This window comes from Halomonas sp. BL6, from assembly GCF_006228115.1.
GTDB lineage: Bacteria > Pseudomonadota > Gammaproteobacteria > Pseudomonadales > Halomonadaceae > Vreelandella > Vreelandella piezotolerans.
Map to the genome: position 1 here is coordinate 81,442 of NZ_VDGL01000005.1, position 15,715 is coordinate 97,156.

Annotated in this window: 15 protein-coding genes; 6 read left to right on the forward strand and 9 right to left on the reverse strand. The window is 57.5% G+C overall.

Features of this window, described 5'->3' with window-relative positions; all coding sequences use genetic code 11:
* Position 1: 1 nt before the first annotated feature.
* Positions 2-622, reverse strand: a complete 621-nt coding sequence (locus FHJ80_RS11605; RefSeq protein ID WP_255303934.1) for a GNAT family N-acetyltransferase — start codon at positions 620-622, stop codon at positions 2-4.
* Between the two features lie 119 nt (positions 623-741).
* Here FHJ80_RS11605 and FHJ80_RS11610 point away from each other — a divergent pair, with 119 nt between their 5' ends.
* Entirely contained in the window at positions 742-2,562 is a 1,821-nt protein-coding gene (locus FHJ80_RS11610) for an SEC-C domain-containing protein (RefSeq protein ID WP_139527735.1), read from the forward strand.
* Positions 2,563-2,589: 27 nt separating this feature from the next.
* Here FHJ80_RS11610 and FHJ80_RS11615 read toward each other — a convergent pair whose 3' ends face one another.
* A complete protein-coding gene (locus tag FHJ80_RS11615; RefSeq protein WP_139527333.1) occupies positions 2,590-3,960 on the reverse strand; it encodes an MFS transporter in 1,371 nt (456 codons plus the stop codon).
* A 132-nt stretch (positions 3,961-4,092) separates the two neighbouring features.
* Here FHJ80_RS11615 and FHJ80_RS11620 point away from each other — a divergent pair, with 132 nt between their 5' ends.
* The 4 genes from FHJ80_RS11620 (at position 4,093) to FHJ80_RS11630 (ending at position 6,806) form a co-directional block, all read left to right on the forward strand.
* Positions 4,093-4,611 (forward strand): peptidylprolyl isomerase, encoded by a 519-nt coding sequence (locus tag FHJ80_RS11620; RefSeq protein WP_139527334.1) that lies wholly within the window; start codon positions 4,093-4,095, stop codon positions 4,609-4,611.
* A gap of 137 nt (positions 4,612-4,748) precedes the next feature.
* Positions 4,749-4,874, forward strand: a complete 126-nt coding sequence (gene ccoM, locus FHJ80_RS17460; protein ID WP_255303935.1) for a cytochrome c oxidase subunit CcoM — start codon at positions 4,749-4,751, stop codon at positions 4,872-4,874.
* 292 nt (positions 4,875-5,166) lie between these two features.
* Positions 5,167-5,673 carry a hypothetical protein gene (locus FHJ80_RS17465; RefSeq protein WP_231125641.1) on the forward strand — a complete coding sequence of 169 codons (507 nt, stop codon included), beginning with the start codon at positions 5,167-5,169 and terminating at the stop codon, positions 5,671-5,673.
* 29 nt (positions 5,674-5,702) lie between these two features.
* A complete protein-coding gene (locus tag FHJ80_RS11630; protein ID WP_231125642.1) occupies positions 5,703-6,806 on the forward strand; it encodes a GGDEF domain-containing protein in 1,104 nt (367 codons plus the stop codon).
* Here FHJ80_RS11630 and FHJ80_RS11635 read toward each other — a convergent pair.
* From FHJ80_RS11635 to FHJ80_RS11660, 6 genes are all read right to left on the reverse strand, one after another.
* Positions 6,790-7,257 carry a group 1 truncated hemoglobin gene (locus FHJ80_RS11635; RefSeq protein ID WP_231125643.1) on the reverse strand — a complete coding sequence of 156 codons (468 nt, stop codon included), beginning with the start codon at positions 7,255-7,257 and terminating at the stop codon, positions 6,790-6,792. The genes FHJ80_RS11630 and FHJ80_RS11635 overlap by 17 nt on opposite strands.
* A 73-nt stretch (positions 7,258-7,330) precedes the next feature.
* Positions 7,331-8,188: a DUF3034 family protein gene (locus tag FHJ80_RS11640; RefSeq protein ID WP_139527335.1), complete on the reverse strand. Its 858-nt coding sequence runs from the start codon at positions 8,186-8,188 to the stop codon at positions 7,331-7,333.
* Between the two features lie 17 nt (positions 8,189-8,205).
* Entirely contained in the window at positions 8,206-10,548 is a 2,343-nt protein-coding gene (locus FHJ80_RS11645; RefSeq protein WP_139527336.1) for a bifunctional diguanylate cyclase/phosphodiesterase, read from the reverse strand.
* Between the two features lie 11 nt (positions 10,549-10,559).
* Positions 10,560-11,237 carry a Cupredoxin gene (locus FHJ80_RS11650; protein ID WP_139527337.1) on the reverse strand — a complete coding sequence of 226 codons (678 nt, stop codon included), beginning with the start codon at positions 11,235-11,237 and terminating at the stop codon, positions 10,560-10,562.
* A 149-nt stretch (positions 11,238-11,386) separates the two neighbouring features.
* Positions 11,387-11,899 (reverse strand): transglycosylase SLT domain-containing protein, encoded by a 513-nt coding sequence (locus FHJ80_RS11655; RefSeq protein ID WP_239283607.1) that lies wholly within the window; start codon positions 11,897-11,899, stop codon positions 11,387-11,389.
* 78 nt (positions 11,900-11,977) lie between these two features.
* Positions 11,978-13,711, reverse strand: coding sequence for a proline--tRNA ligase (locus FHJ80_RS11660; protein WP_139527338.1), 1,734 nt, complete (start codon positions 13,709-13,711; stop codon positions 11,978-11,980).
* A gap of 251 nt (positions 13,712-13,962) precedes the next feature.
* On the opposite strand from FHJ80_RS11660, the gene FHJ80_RS11665 reads away from it, so the two are divergent.
* Positions 13,963-14,397 (forward strand): hypothetical protein, encoded by a 435-nt coding sequence (locus tag FHJ80_RS11665; RefSeq protein WP_139527339.1) that lies wholly within the window; start codon positions 13,963-13,965, stop codon positions 14,395-14,397.
* A gap of 87 nt (positions 14,398-14,484) precedes the next feature.
* Here the strand turns inward: FHJ80_RS11665 and FHJ80_RS11670 are convergent, their stop codons facing one another.
* Positions 14,485-15,690, reverse strand: coding sequence for a benzoate/H(+) symporter BenE family transporter (locus FHJ80_RS11670; protein WP_139527340.1), 1,206 nt, complete (start codon positions 15,688-15,690; stop codon positions 14,485-14,487).
* Between the last annotated feature and the right edge of the window lie 25 nt (positions 15,691-15,715).

The window sequence follows — 15,715 nt, forward strand, 5'->3', positions numbered from 1 at the left end:
ATCAGCTCGTCAATGGCTTGAGCCAGAACACCAGGGTCTTTTCGGTCTCCTGGTCATGGCCGCGATCTTTCCAGGCAAAGCGTGCCCGCAGGTTTGGGTAGCGCTGGTAGCCTTGGCTCTCCCAAAAGCCGTTCAACGGTGCATATGCTGGCGGTTTGTCAGGATGATCGACCTCGCGCTCGACGGCGCAAAAGGCCGCCGTTTCGAATCCTCGAGCCTTGGCATGAGCTTCCCGGGTTTGCATGAACGCTTTGCCAATGCCTTGACCACGATAGTCGTGTAACAGCACCGACTCGCCGTAATAAAAGACACCGATGGGGGCGATGCCCGCCGTTTCGAAAGGCTGACGAAATGCCTCCACCTCGTTGACCAGCGGTTGGCCCGTGGAGGCCCCCACGAGGCGTTCACCATCGAAAGCGAGCACGAACAAACTGGCCGGATTGTCTGCGTAGCGGCCCAGGTAATCTGCCTCGTAGTCCAGATCACCTTCGTAAAGGTAAGGGTAGTCGTGAAAGACCTGGATACGCAGCCGCGCCAACGCGTGTAGGTGAGGGGCTATGGCGCGTCCCTGGCGAGTGATTAGCTGAAGATCGTTCATCGCGTCGTCGCTCTTGCCTAGCATCGTTGTCGTTACACTAGCAGGACCAGGGGCGAGGGCCAATCCTCCTGCGTGTGGCGCATCGACCGTGTTAGACTATGCCGCCGAATAGTCGGTGACCGATCAACGTGTTGGAGATGGCAATGCTAGCGGTATGGGTCGATCAACTGCTGGGATTTGCCTCAGGGGCACTCTCGGCAATCAGGCAGCAGGAACACTACCCCGATTTCATGACCTGGGTGCGTGACCAAGGCGCTGCCTGCTTCAACGATAACGTGGCGACAGCACAAGCCTTGGCGCCCATTCTATGGTCGCAGACACCCTTGGAAAGGTTGAATTTTGCCTGCGAACCCTTGGCGACGCCAGGTCGCAACGAGCCTTGCTGGTGCGATTCAGGGCGCAAATACAAGCAGTGCTGCTACCGCGTCGAGTTTCCAACGGACATTCCCGAGCAGATGATGTGGATGCTGTCGCTGCGCGAGTGGAAGGGCGCCACGCTGAAAGCTGCGCTGGAGAGCCAGCAGGCACCGGCGCAAGCCCTGCTGGAAGCGGGATTAATTGCCGCTGAGAGTGGTCAAACGGGCCGCTCTATGCAGATTTTAGAGTCGCTGTTCGATGGCAGCGACTGGTCGCGCCTGCCTGAGCAAGCCGAGCCCGCTTTCGAGATTCTGTTGGATATCTACCAAGAGCGCGGTTTTACTCGCAAGCGCGCCGATTTACTGGACGACGTCATGGAGCGTGGGCCGCTCTTCCTGCGTGGCGTCGCCCTGGAGCGGCTATGCTTGATGCACTTGGATAACGATGATCTAGACAGCGCCCGGGCGGCGTTCGTAAAAGCCCAACAGGCGCTACCCGATTCTCCAACGCTGGCGTATATCGAAGCCATGCTGCTGCTCCACGAAGGCCATGAGGCCGAGGCTAAAGAGCGTGCCAATTTTTGGTATCGCCGCTTGGTGCGTCAGGGTGATCTGGAGGAAGACCAGCTCGACTTCTTGGCCGCTTTGGCGGATAACCCGGGTGCCACGCTGGCCGATCAGCTCTTGAGTGCCGAAGAGGACATGGCCACGCCGCTGGTCTCCCTCCAAGCGCTGTTGGCCGCGCTGCCCGTGGCGCCAAAGCTTTCGATCGAGCAGGATCCGGACTCGGGACGGTTGCTTTACACCACCTCGGCTCGTGAAGAGACGCTGTTTGCTGCCTGGCACGAGCAGTTCCAGGTCATGGTAGACGAGGACGTGGCCCTGGGCTTCCGTGACGATCCTTGGGGCAATGCCGTGGAGTGGATGTCGGCGTTGTGCGCACATCCGGAGTGGCTAGACGCCCCTCAGGTGGTGCAAGACCTGACGTTGGCACTGACCAGCCGCTTCGGCAGCTTGCCGTGGATGGCGCCGTCGCTGCTGGAGCCGCTGGCCCTGCGGTTGTCACGCTGGTTGGAACAGGCGCGCGCGGCTGGCGAAGGCAGCCTATGCTGGGACGATGCCGATAACGCCATTTTGCTGCGCACCGGTTTGGCGCTGGTGGTAGGCATGGAGCGCGGCGCTCGCCAGCACTCCCGAGAGCTGGCCGAAGAACTGCTGACCATCGATCAAGAGGACAGTTTGGGTTTGAGAGAACTGGTGCTCGATCAATTGCTACGCGACGACCGTAACGCAGAAGCGCTGGCGCTGACCGAAGAGCCCCAGAAAGACGATGGCTCACTGTTGCTGGGGCTGCTCATGGGACGCACGCTCGCGCTTTATCGTTTAGGCCAGCAAGACGCGGCGGAGTTGGCCATTCAAGCCGTCAAGGCCCATAATCGCCACGCGCTGGACATGATTTGCGCCGAGAATCCGAGGCCTTCCATGCCCCATGCCGATGGCCAAGTGGACCCGGGTTCACGGGCGGAAGCGTGGCAGTATCGTACGCTGATGCGTGACCAGTGGCGCACAACGCCTGGGGCGCTGGAGTGGCTGGCCACTCACTGCTGATGACGGCTGGTCTCGTTGGACGAGCGGCTAATCACGTGCGCCGCTCGTCGGAGCGGCCACCAGCTGCTTGTCGCGGCTTATCCATATCGCCAGCACGATGGCAGGCAAGCCAAGCAGCGTCGCGATGACGAAAAACGTTGGATAGCCTTGAGCGCTCACCACGATGCCGCCAAAGCCGCTCAGGAATTTCCCCGGTAGTGTCATTAGCGATGAAAACAACGCGTATTGTGTGGCGGTATAGGCGCGCGAGGTCAAGCTCGACAAGAACGCGATAAACACGGCACTTGCCAATCCGTTGGCCAGATTATCGCCGATGATCGTCACCACCAGCATGGGTAGCTGGTTACCGACCAGCGCGAGCACTGCAAACAATAGGTTGGTGATCATCACCAGCCCCGCACCCACTATCAACAGCGCTCCAATACCGTACCGGGCGACTAGCAGTCCCCCCAAAATCCCCCCTGTGATACTCATGGCGATCCCAAACACATTGGTGACGTTAGCAATGGTCGCCAGCGAAAAGCCCAGGTCGATATAGAGCGGATTGGCCATGGAGGCCATGGCCAAGTCGCTGATACGAAACACGGCAATGAAGATTAAAAGAGCGATCGCTTTCACGCCGAAGCGACGAAAGAAATCGGTAAACGGGCAAACGATAGCGCCAATGGCCCAGGCCCCCAAACGTCGCAGTGTTTTAGGCTGCCCCCGGCTGGCACGAATGAAGGCGCGTACTTTGGGTTCATGGATGAGCTGCACGGTTAACGAGGCCCGCTTGGGTTCGGGGCGAATCAACACGGTCATCACGCCAATGCCCACCAGCGCCGCCATGGTCAGATACGCCGCGTGCCACGAAACCGCCGAGGCCACGTAGAGCGCCCCGGCGCCCGCTGCTAACAGTCCGCCGCGATAACCGATGATGTAGGTCGATGCCATGGCTGCCTGCACATCGTCATCGGCGGATTCGATACGATAGGCATCGATGGCAATGTCCTGTGTAGCGGAGCCAAATGCCACCAGCAGTGCAAAGGCGGCCACCCAACCCAGATTGCCTACCGGCTCTAGCCCCGCTAGCCCGATGAGGCCAGCAGCAATCATCCCTTGGGCGAGCAACATCCATCCCCGGCGTTGCCCAAAGGCGCGGGTCAGTAGCGGTAGTGCGAGCCGGTCTACCACCGGGGCCCAGAAGAATTTGATCGAATAGAGCATGCCAATCCAGGCGAAAAAGCCGATGGCGGCAACGTCGACGCCGTCGCTGCGCAGCCAGGCCGAGAGTGTCGAGAACACCAATAAAAAGGGCAAGCCTGCCGAAAAGCCTAAAAACAGCATGGTGATCACGGGCGCTTTGCAGTAGATGCCAAGCGCCGCCAGCCAACTGCGCTGGGGTATCGGGGTGGGCATGAAAGGGGCTTCTCCAGAAAGAAAACATCGGTGACGTGGCCCGCTGGAAAACCCGACGATGTTAGACTGTGCCAAGGATTCATGGTCAGCGTGCCATGACAAAGGCGACAGCTTACCGGAGAGGAGTTTTCCATGTCGATTACCGCCCATCAGGTAGTGACCTTGCACTACGTACTCAGCGATGTGCTCAGCGATGGTAGCACCCGCGTGCTGGATGACTCCCGTGCACGTCAAAAGCCGCTGGAGTACCTTCACGGTCATGACAATATTCTGCCGGGCCTCGAGCGTGATTTAGCCGGTAAAACCGCAGGCGATGAAGTGAGCGTCACGCTGACGGCGGCGGATGCGTATGGACTGCGTAACGAAGCGTTGGTGCAGAAGGTGAGCCGCGCTTCGTTTGGTGGCGCGGACATCGAGCCCGGTAGCCGTTTTCAAACGGAAGGCGAAGCGGGGCCACAAATCGTGACCGTGCTTGCCATTGACGGTGATGACGTCACCGTGGACACCAATCACCCCCTGGCTGGCCACACACTGCGCTACCAAGTGAGCATTCTTGACGTGCGTGAGGCAACCCGTGCCGAGCTTGCCAAGGGCCACCCGCTGCCGCCGGGCACCGAACATAGTAAAGTAGAAGATCGCAAAGTGTTGTAAGCCCCCCCTAAAAACTGACCTGCATCAAGTGCACGGCTGCCTTTGAGGCGGTCATTTTGAAAGCTTGATCCAGGTCAGTTTCCTCTTGGCTGAACGCAGTACGATGGCCCCATACATCACAGCGGGAGGGGAACATCATGTACTGGGACGACGCTGTTATTTTTGGCTTGGCCACGGTCGCCTTAGTGATCGCTTTCATGGTGGGGTGGGTAGGCTTCGTGATTCGTGACCACCTGCGCAAAGACGAACGCAAAAAACCGTGATTGCAACGACTCTCATGTGCAGATAGCTCGCAGCGTGATACTGCTTTCGTCAATCGACGGTATCAGTCGTCAGGGGAGGGGGCTTACGCCAAGGTGTAAGCTTCCTGTTGCCGGCCCTTTTGGGTCGGCTTTTTTGTGCTTTTTACTTCACTAATTCTCATTGGCCACGGACCCCCAAAGGGAATCGATTGAGCCGAAAGTGTTAATAGACGTTGAAGAGCATTGGCCTTCTTGCTCTGGTAAAGTGCATGGATCTTATCGTGCACTAAACCAAACTAGGAAGCTGCCTGCTATGAATGCTGTTCCGTCTCGTCTGCCCCTGCGCTTCGGTAGGGCGTGCTCCAAAGCAGCCATGGTGCTCGTTACCTTATTACTGGTTGGCGTGTCGCCCGCGGTTCAAGCACAAGCGCTGAGCTTGATCAATGGGGAGTCCACGCAAAAGGTAGCACTGGGTGATTTGCGTGATCGTGCCGATACCGCCTTTACCGTTTTCGATCCTTTCCAAGGCCGTGATGTCGACATGCGCGGCATCTCTTTCCGTGATTTTTTGATCGAGCATTTTGGCGAGGTGCCGCCGACATTGCACTTTACCGCCTGGGATGATTACGAGGTCAGTCTTGGCGGCTGGGACGACCCGAGTTGGTACTTGGTGACCATCGAAGATGGCGAGCCCCTAAGCCTGCGCTCGCGGGGGCCCATCCGGCTAGTCGAGCGGGAGTATTCTGGACGAGATATCGAAAACTTGCGCGACTTCAACGACTGGATTTGGATGATTCGCAGCATCGAGGCACAGTGGTGACCTCTCCAGATCCAAATAAGCAGCAAGGCTTGTCAGTTCGCTGGGGGGGGCATCGGCTGTTTAACTGGCTGTCGCTGAGTCTGATGAGTTTCGTGGGCCTGATGGTGCTGATCGTTTACGAAGCGCGCTGGGTCTACCCTGAAATCCAAGCCTATTTCAGCCAGACCGGCAGTCTCACTGGCCAGCAGTTGGCGACCCGTGCGCGAGGCTATGTGCAGCGCGCTCAAGAGGAGCTGTTGGTCGCCGCCTCACCTCTCGAAATCAATAGCGCTCGTCACTCGCTGGAACTTGCCTACGGTCTGTTCGACGTGGACGTTTACCGTCAAAAATATGCCTGCACCGAACCCAGCTTGGCACTCATGGATGAACTTGCCGAGCTCCTCGATACTCAGCAGGTCGACCCCTTCGATGCCGCTCATGCCCTGTTCATTCCGGTTCAGTGCCTGACTCGCATCGAGATGAATCAGCTAGACCAACGCGGTGTGGTCATCAATGATTTTTCATCCAGCACTCGTCGGCACCATCAGATACTGACGTACTCAAGCGTGCTAATTTTTGCGCTGGGCCTGCTGTTTTGGATCATGCACCAACGCCAGCTTAAACGCACCGAGCGGGCGAATTCGGAAAAAATTGCCTGGATGGCTAGGGCCATGTGCGATCCTCTGACCGGCATTGGCAATCGCAGCGCGCTCTACCAAGACGTTGCGGCGTATACAGGCTGTTCGATGGGCTTGATCCTGGTCGATATCGATTTCTTCAAGCAGTATAACGATGCTCTGGGCCACCCGGAGGGGGACCGCCTGTTACGGAGGCTCGCAAGGCTACTGAAGAGCGCATTGGGAGAACAGGCGCGCCTTTACCGGCTCGGGGGTGATGAGTTTGCGGCACTACTGCCATGCCCCAACGACCAAATGCTGGTGCATCATTGTGAAGCACTGCAATTGGGACTGGAAGAAGCCCAGTGCCACCATCCAGCGCATCCCGACAATAAGGACGTGACGTTGAGTATTGGGGGCGCCCGCTTTGTGGCCGACGCTACTTCGTTCGCGGCGGCCTATGAAGCGGCCGACAAAGCGCTTTATCAAGTCAAAACCGCAGGGCGCGACGGCTGGCAAATTACTGCAAGCGCATGACGTCGTCGTACATGGGGGCCAAACGGCCCAGCATGTCGTTGCGGGCGGCTAGCGGTACGTTTTCATCCGCCATGGCGGCGTCGAGATATTCCACCACACGATTGAAGTGGGCGTTGGTGATGCCCATGGTTTGGTGGGCGCGGTCCATGGGTGGGCCATCATACTGACAGGGGCCATCGGCCACATCGCAAAGTTGCGTCGCAAGCGAAGCTGCAAACAGATCGATGTTGCTATTGGCGAAGTAGCTGACGATCTCGTCGTCATCGGCAATGCGGTAAAGCAGATTCTCGACCACTGCATCGATGGTCGCCTGTCCGCCCATGCGCTCATAGAGCGTGGCGTTCTGGGGCTGATGTGCGCTGCAGCCTGTGATGAGCAGCGCTCCAGCGAATACGCTCGCCATGGTCGTGCAGCGTAACGCGCATAGTGATCTCATCTTGAAAAATCCCATGGCGGCTCCTTTCGTGATCTTTTTGATTAGGCGTTGTAGGGGGGGATAAGCCTGTTGGGTCGGTGTGAACGATTTAGAACGCTGCTTGCAGCGAAAGGTAGCCGCCACGCTGAGACGGCAGCCCGGCGATATCGCCTAAATCCAACCACGCGCCGGTCAACGAGACGTGTTTATTGAAGAAGTAGGCACTGTAGACACTTTGCCAATCCTCCTCTTCGGCAACGCTCAGGTTGTCGGGTTTTTGGCGGTATTCGGTCCCTACAATCCAGTTGGGAGTGACGAAGACCCCAACACTACCTTCCGCCATCCATGCGTGACCGCCTTGATCCCCGCCAAATCCTAACAGGCCGCCCTGGTTGGCTGAGGTGTTGCGCAGCGTACCGTTGATCAGCACGTTACGCCCCAAGAAAGCATTGAAGAGCAGTTTGCTGGCACTCAAGTAGGTATCGGTACCGTTCACGTCATCGGCTCCGAGGGCCGTTGGCACGCTGCCATCCACCAGACGTTTATGCATGACGCCAGCGCTCCATATGCCAAGCGGGTGATACAGCACGTCCCCGAAGAGGCGTACTTTTGCGCCGTAAATGTTCTGCTCCAGTTCTCCACCTAGCGTCGACAGCTCGAACGATTGGCGAGCAATGGAGAATTCCATGCGATCATGGAGGTTTAGGCTGGCGCTGGTCACAGTGAGTCGATAGTCATCGACCCAGGCGCGTGTTGCCGCAGCGGTTACGCCGATTTCATCGTCGCTTGCGGTGCTCGACAGCACGGCCCAGGGGGAGAGGCCGCCCCCGGCTGCTCCCTCAATGGCACTGACGGCACCGGTGCCTAGAATACGGCTGCCCGCCATGCTGGCGGTAGCGACCAACAGCGTACTGAGCGCGGTCGCCGTGACAATGGCGCGCCGTTTTGATGAGCCAGTCTTGCGCATAACGTTCCCTTTTTTAATTAGTGAGCCGTTTCGGCCGAGAGTGACAACGGCTTGAATTCGTCTAGCCAGTCGGTGATGGCTTCCGCGGGCATGGGTTTGGCAATCCAATAGCCCTGAAGATAGTCGCAGCGTAGGTGGCTCAATATCTCGGCACTGGCGCTGTTCTCTACCCCTTCCGCAACGATCTTGAGCCCTAAATGGTGGCCCATCTCGATGGTCGAACGGACGATGGTGAGATCTTCTTGCTGGGTATCCAGCTTCAAAACGAACGATTTATCGATTTTGAGCTCATTGACCGGTAACCGTCTGATTTGCGCCAGAGATGAATAGCCGGTGCCATAGTCATCAACGGCAATCGTAAGCCCCATTTGGCTAAGCGCCATTAACGTTTCAGTCGCAGCATCAACATCTTGCATGACGGCGCTTTCGGTGACTTCCAGTGCAAGCTGGTCAGGCGACAGGCCGTAAGTCTCGAACAGCTCGTGGATATGCATTGACAGGCCAGGATCGATCACGTCGCTTGCCGAGAGGTTGATGGCCACCGAGAGATGGCAACCTTGACGTTTCCAGTCGCTAAGCTGCTCACATACGTGGTCTAGCATCCAGTCAGTGAGTAAGCCAATATTGCCGGAGCGTTCGGCCAAACCGATGAATTCGTCCGGGGGAACGAAACCGAGCGTGGGGTGGCGCCAGCGCATCAGCGCCTCGAATTGGCAAACGTTGCCCGTGGTGGTGTCGACTTTGGGCTGGTAGGCCATCCATAGTTCACCGTTGTCTACCGCTTCCTGAAGATCACGAATCAACATGAGCTGGCGCAGGTGCTGTTCGTCTTGGCCCTCTACGTAGCGCTCGTGGGAGTGACGGTGGCGACGCGCTTTATCGAGGGCAATGTCCGAGCGACGCAGTAGCAGTTGGGCGCCGTCGCCATGGGTGGGATAACTGACTTCACCGACAGAGAGCGATGGGACGATCAGCGATTTTTCCAAGCTAATCGGTTCGCTGATCTCTTCGATTATCTCTTCACGTTTGCGCTGGTCAAGCTCGGGCGCGTCGATCATCAGCATCAGCTCGTCGCCATCCAGGCGATACGCCTTTTCGACGGGGGCGGGCAAGCGGTGCAAACGTTCAGCGAGGGTCACCAGAAGATGATCGCCGAGCTCGTAGCCGAAGGTATCGTTGATGTCGCGAAAGTCATTGATGGATAAACGCAGCAGTGTAAAAGGTGTCTTCAACCGAATGTAGCGTTGGATGTCTTCAAAAGCGCTGACTCTGTTGGGCAGATTAGTGAGTAGATCGTGACGCGACTGATGCAGCAGCGTGGCTTCACGCTCGGCAATGTCCCCCTGCATGGAGAGTAGCGTTTTGGCTAATTGATTGGTCTCGGTCACCGAGCTGCCGCTTGCGATAGTGTCGATATGCTCACCCTGACCAATACGTTTAGCCGCTTGGGCTAGCCCAATTAGCGGCTTGCTGATGCTTCGTGCGCTCCAGAGCGCCACGACCAGCGTCAAAAGCAGCATTAGCGCAACGATACTCAGTAGCTGCCACTGCAAGCGACTGTAAGCCCCCAGTAGCTCGTCGCGGGAGAGCTGAATGAGCGCGAATGTTTGGAAGTTTGGGTCTGCCATCAAGGTCGTCGCATAAGAGAAGTAGCCATTCTCCTGCGACAGTTGATGACTGGGCGTGTAAGCACCCTCTATCAGTTGTTTTCCGCTATCGCTCATCAAGCTGACGGCCAACTGATCGCTATGGGAGCTGGCGAGGTAACTGATATCGCCACTGGCGTCGTAAGTGACGATGCTGACTTCCAAGCCGGTGAGTGCATTGAGCTCTGAAGTCACGTTCTCGTCGATCAAAAACCCCATGCCGACCCAGCCAATCAGATTGGGCGCGCGTACCGGTAGGAGCACGAACTCGTAAGGTTCGCCATCATTGATCACCACACCGACTCCGCTGCCGGTTTGCTGGGCACGTTGAAACAGGTCTGGAAACGGCATGGGGCTGTTTTGGGCATGGTGGCTGCTGGCTAGAACGTTACCGTTCAAATCGCTCAGCATCACCAAGTCGGCCTTGGCACGATCGCCATGATTGGCCAACACCGAGTAGAGCGTGGCCGTATCCTGGGTGGCAACGGCGCTTTTAAAGCCAAAATCCTCGGCGAGAATGGCCACGTTACCTAGTAACTGCTCGCCGCGAATGTTCAGCAACTGCTCAAACACCCTGGCACCGACCTCCAAGCGCTGATTGCCTTTGGTTAACGCATCGTTTTGGGTCGCGCGCAAAAACGCGATCCCCGTTGCCAGCTGTGAAATGATCACGACCGTCAACAGAACGAGCGTTAATCGCGTGCGAAAGCGCATGGTTCCCTCGTTCAGTGACTATGCGTAGCGTTTTGAAAACGCTGTTGCAGCGGCGAGAGTGTAGGGGCGGGGGGAGGCACTGCGTTGAGCTCCAACGCCACGGTCAAAGTGTCAGCATCGCTGATCTCACCTTCCCACCATACGTTCTGACTATCGTCCATGCGGCTATGCCATACGCGCATTCGGTGGGCGCCGTCGGGAAGCGCTGGGAGGGAAAGACGGCCTTCGCTGTCAGTCAGTGCTGCATAAGGCGCATCGCTGACCACGATGAACGCCTGCATTTGGTCGTGAATGTTGCAACCCAGCACCACAACGCCGGCTTGGTCAAAGTGAACGGGCGGCGGTGTTTCGCTGAGAAACAACTCGAGCTCGAAGGTTTTCGCAGGTGAAAAAGAGAAAACGTGGTGCCGCGTGGTATCTTCGTTCGGAAACGCCACATAGCTGCCGGTAGGGATCGTTGTGACTCGGGGGTTAAAGGAGGCATTACGCTGAACGATATTTTTCGTCTGAATGTCGCTAGGCGCGGCAGGCTGGTAATAGACCTCCACTACGGCATTTTCCAAGGGGATGCCATCGGTGTCGGTGACGCTTACATTCGCGGCCTGTGCAGCAAAGCTCGTCATGGTCGTCAAGCAACCAAGCGTCCATAGAGTGAGGGTAAAACGCACACCTTGACGCAATGTAAGCATGGGGAGTTACCTAAGTAAGTACGAGATGGCCAATCATGTAATGATTATGTGGCAAAGTCATGTTGATGCACTAACGATCTACTCACAGAAAGTAAAAAGCATCAGCATCCGACTCTATATCGGCACCTGCAAGCTCGGCTTGAGGATGCCTAGCGCCAGTGGTTTTGCCACGCATCGAACACCCGTTCCGGGTACCACGTTTTACCTAGACTGCCATTGTAGCGAGCGAGTGCGCGGGTAAAGTCGCCCCGTTCGATGGCTAGATAGTGGGCGAGAATCGTGCAGCCATAGCGCAGATTGCGGTTGGGATCGGTGAGATCGTCCATGGGTAGGCCAAGCTCTTCTACCCAAAATGGCATGATTTGCATCAAGCCGACGGCACCCGCCGAAGACACTGCCTCGGCGTTAAAGGCGCTTTCTACCTGGATGAGTGCCAATACGAGATCGGGCGGTAGCCCGGCGAGCCGAGCTTCTTGGTAGAGGCGCGTCAGTAGAGCGTGGCGCCGCTCAGGCGAGGCGACAAATCTGGCAAGCGGCGCATCCTTGCGGCTTCGCCACTGCTGTAACTGCCACTGACCATAGGGCGTTCGTAGATCGGCGGCTTCCAGCGTAGCTCGCAGTGGTGGCTCCGCCACGCTCGGCGAAGCAATGGCGGTCATCATTAGGATGACCGCCATCGTCCTTATCACATGTCGCTGCCGCCAACGCCCCCGAAAAGAGCTCAGTGACATACGTGTTGATTACTTAGCGCTAATAAGGCCCGCTTGTTCACGCAGGAAGTCTACGATGTTGTCGGCAGGGATCATGGTGGCCTCGCTGTCGCGACGTCCTTTGTACTCCAACTCGCCGTTGTCCAGGCCGCGGTCGCCGATCACCACGCGGTGCGGCACACCCATGAGCTCTAAATCGGCAAACTTGACACCAGGACGCGTATCCCGGTCATCTAGCAGGACGTCCAAACCTGCTGCGGTCAGCGTTTGGTAGAGGCGCTCGGACTCTTCGCGCACACGCTGTGATTTATGTGCATTCATGGGCACCAGCGCGACGTGGAAGGGGGCGATGGCATTGGGCCAAATAATGCCGGCATCGTCGTGGTTCTGTTCGATCGCCGCCGCGACCACGCGCGTTACGCCAATGCCATAGCAACCCATCCATGGATGGCTGGTTTTGCCATTGTCGCCCAGCACGCTGGCATTCATCGCTTCAGAGTACTTCTTGCCAAGCTGGAACACGTGGCCGACTTCGATGCCGCGCTTGATCGAGAGCGTGCCTTGGCCGTCAGGTGACGGGTCGCCTTCTACCACGTTACGAAGGTCGGCGACCTGTGGCAGAGCTGCATCGCGTTCCCAGTTGATGCCGAAGTAGTGTTTTCCGTCGATATTGGCACCTGCGCCGAAATCGCTCATCAGGGCCACGCTTCGGTCGATGATGATCGGCATTTCCAGGCCGACCGGGCCTAGCGAGCCGGGACCTGCGCCCACTGCCGCACGGATTTCTTCCTCGTTGGCCATGGTCAGCGGGGCTTTTACCTGGGGCAGGTTCTCGGCTTTGACTTCGTTGAGTTCGTGATCACCGCGCACCAGCAGGGCAATCAGGCCGCCTTCTGCTGCATGTACCATCAAGGTTTTAATGGTCTTTTCAATAGGCAGCTTGAACTGCTCCACCAGCGTGGCAATGGTTTTGGCATCGGGGGTATCGACCAAGCGCATCTCCTCGCTGGGAGCGGCGCGCTCGACGTTGCTGCCGAGTGGTGCGGGCAGCGCTTCGGCTTTTTCGATGTTGGCGGCGTAATCGGAGGCATCCGAGAAGACGATATCGTCTTCGCCGGAATCGGCCAGCACATGGAATTCGTGAGAGCCTGTGCCGCCAATGGAGCCGTTATCGGCAATCACCGGGCGGAAGTCGAGGCCAAGGCGAGTAAAAATGCGCGTATAGGCGTCGTACATACCCTGGTAGGTCTCTTTGAGAGATTCCTCGTCCAGGTGGAAGGAGTAGGCATCCTTCATGATGAATTCACGCGAGCGCATCACGCCGAAACGCGGACGAATCTCATCACGGAATTTGGTTTGAATCTGGTAGAAGTTCACCGGCAGCTGCTTGTAGCTGGCGATCTCTTTGCGCACGAGATCGGTGATGACTTCTTCATGAGTGGGGCCTACGCAGTAATCGCGCTCGTGGCGATCTTTCAAACGCAGCAATTCCGGGCCGTACTGCTCCCAGCGGCCAGACTCCTGCCATAGGTCGGCGGGTTGAACGGCAGGCATCAATACTTCTTGGGCACCGGCCCGGTTCATCTCTTCACGCACGATGGCTTCCACTTTGCGCAGAGTGCGTAGCCCCAGGGGCAGCCAAGTGTACAGGCCCGAGGTGAGACGGCGGATCATCCCGGCGCGCAGCATTAACTGGTGGCTGATGACTTCAGCATCGGCCGGGGTTTCTTTTAATGTCGCAATCAATAATTGGCTGGCGCGCATGGGTGTGAGCATTCCTTGGTTAACAGCGGTGACGCTGAATGTTGTATCGAACGTAGCGCTTAATCGAGCGTTGAATCGCGCATTGTACGGCGAAGCGGGTAAGGCGGCAAAATCCTAATCGGCTCGGTGAGCGTGCGCGGTAACAGAAGTGTGCTAGAATCGAGCGGCATTTGAGTCGATAGTCGTTGATTTGATCATAACAAGCAGCCATGCGTCGGCTATCGGGACGTTTAGTTTTCGAGGGAACCTCCATGCAGCAAGCAGTTCGCCGTTGTTTAACGGGGGCCGTTATAGGCGTCTCCATTGTGGCATTGAGCGGTTGCGGAACCATGTTTTACCCTGAGCGTAAAGGGCAAATGAGCGGCGATGTCGATCCAGTCGTGGCGATTGCCAACGGTGTGGGTTTGCTGTTTTTCATTGTGCCTGGAGTAATTGCTTACGCCGTCGATTTTTCGAATGGCACCATCTATCTCCCTAGCGCGAGTAGCGCATCGGTAGATGTGCATCATTTAAACGACGCGATGGACATGGCCTCTTTGGAGAAGCTGCTGTCAGAGAAAGCCGGTCAGCCCGTGAGCTTGGAGAACGAGCTGCTGGTGATCGAGGAGATGGACAGTTTGGATGAGGCTCTGGCCATGGTGAGGATGTCCGGCGTGTTGGATGAGGAGCGGCTGGCCACGATGTGAATGGTCGGCGTCTTTATCCCAACGCCCCTCTTAAACGCCCCTGTCAGGTTAACCTGACAGGGGCGTTTATCTATTGCTGCACAGCTTTTACGATGTTGCTTTCGCTGAGGTTATTTTCAATACCGTCAAGCCGACTACCAACCCCCAAAAGGCTCCCCCGATCCCCAGCAGCGTAATGCCCGAACCGGTCAGCAAAAAGGTCACGATGGCTGCGTCGCGCTGCTCGCTCTTTTCAAACGCACTTGCCAACCCTGCGCTCAGCGTGCCAAGCAGGGCAATACCCGCCAGCGCTAGGACAAGAATACTCGGTAATGCATTGAAGATGCCGGTGACCGTGGCGCCAAATATACCCATCGCCATATAGAAAACACCTGCGGCAACGCCAGCGGTATAGCGTTTTTTAGGGTTTGGGTGCGCATCTGGCCCCAGGCAAACCGCAGCGCTAATGGCGGCCATGTTCAACGCATAGCCGCCCAACGGGGCGAGCAGCAGCGAAGCGCCGCCTGTCCATGTCATCAGCGGCGAGCTATTGGGCTGGTAGCCTGCTGCCCGTAAAACCGCAACACCCGGTAAATTTTGAGTCGCCATAGTTATCACGAACAGCGGAATACCGATACTCAGCATCGTCATTGGGTTAAACACTGGGGCAGTAAAGACCGGGAGCGTGGGTGTTAGCGGAATATCCTGGGCACTGATTTGGCCTTGCAGCAGGGCTACCACGACGCCGGTGAGCAGCACCCCCGGCACCGCGAGCGTTGGCCATAAACGCCTGCCTACCACCCAAGCCGTCAACATCACAAGCGGTAGCAGCCACTGGCGTTCCATGACGTTAAAAAGTTCTAGCCCAAAGCGCAGCAGAATACCGGCCAGCATGGCGGCGGCAATGGCGCTGGGGATATGGCGCATCAAGCGCTCGAAAAGCCCCGTCACGCCACACAGCGTGATCAGTAACGCTGAAAAAAGAAACGCCCCGATAGCCTCTTCGATCGGAATGCCAGGTAGGCTCGTGGCGAGAAACGCCGCGCCTGGCGTCGACCAGGCCGTCAACAGCGGCATTCGGTAGCGCAGCGACAGGCCCAGTGAGGTCACACCCATGCCAATGCCCAGCGCCCAAAGCCACGAGCTAATTTGCGCCGTGCTGGCGCCGGCGGCCGCTGCGGCTTGAAAGATGATCGCCGCCGAGCTGGTGTAACCAATCAATACGGCAACGAAGCCCGCAATGACGGTTGATAGACTAGTATCGCGCCATAGGCTAGGCGCAGGTTCGGCGTGAGTAGTGGAGGGCGCTTCCATGGGTGGCCTCGTGCAAGCTGGGGTG

Excerpts from the sequence above, each read along its gene's own strand:
- FHJ80_RS11620 (WP_139527334.1), top strand. The coding sequence starts at position 4,093 with ATGTCGATTACCGCCCATCAGGTAGTGACCTTGCACTACGTACTCAGC.
- FHJ80_RS11645 (WP_139527336.1), bottom strand. The coding sequence starts at position 10,548 with ATGCGCTTTCGCACGCGATTAACGCTCGTTCTGTTGACGGTCGTGATC.
- FHJ80_RS11605 (WP_255303934.1), bottom strand. The coding sequence starts at position 622 with ATGCTAGGCAAGAGCGACGACGCGATGAACGATCTTCAGCTAATCACT.
- FHJ80_RS17465 (WP_231125641.1), top strand. The coding sequence starts at position 5,167 with ATGAATGCTGTTCCGTCTCGTCTGCCCCTGCGCTTCGGTAGGGCGTGC.
- FHJ80_RS11655 (WP_239283607.1), bottom strand. The coding sequence starts at position 11,899 with ATGATGACCGCCATTGCTTCGCCGAGCGTGGCGGAGCCACCACTGCGA.
- FHJ80_RS11650 (WP_139527337.1), bottom strand. The coding sequence starts at position 11,237 with ATGCTTACATTGCGTCAAGGTGTGCGTTTTACCCTCACTCTATGGACG.
- FHJ80_RS11635 (WP_231125643.1), bottom strand. The coding sequence starts at position 7,257 with ATGGGATTTTTCAAGATGAGATCACTATGCGCGTTACGCTGCACGACC.
- FHJ80_RS11640 (WP_139527335.1), bottom strand. The coding sequence starts at position 8,188 with ATGCGCAAGACTGGCTCATCAAAACGGCGCGCCATTGTCACGGCGACC.
- FHJ80_RS11615 (WP_139527333.1), bottom strand. The coding sequence starts at position 3,960 with ATGCCCACCCCGATACCCCAGCGCAGTTGGCTGGCGGCGCTTGGCATC.
- FHJ80_RS11665 (WP_139527339.1), top strand. The coding sequence starts at position 13,963 with ATGCAGCAAGCAGTTCGCCGTTGTTTAACGGGGGCCGTTATAGGCGTC.
- FHJ80_RS11670 (WP_139527340.1), bottom strand. The coding sequence starts at position 15,690 with ATGGAAGCGCCCTCCACTACTCACGCCGAACCTGCGCCTAGCCTATGG.
- ccoM (WP_255303935.1), top strand. The coding sequence starts at position 4,749 with ATGTACTGGGACGACGCTGTTATTTTTGGCTTGGCCACGGTCGCCTTA.
- FHJ80_RS11610 (WP_139527735.1), top strand. The coding sequence starts at position 742 with ATGCTAGCGGTATGGGTCGATCAACTGCTGGGATTTGCCTCAGGGGCA.
- FHJ80_RS11660 (WP_139527338.1), bottom strand. The coding sequence starts at position 13,711 with ATGCGCGCCAGCCAATTATTGATTGCGACATTAAAAGAAACCCCGGCC.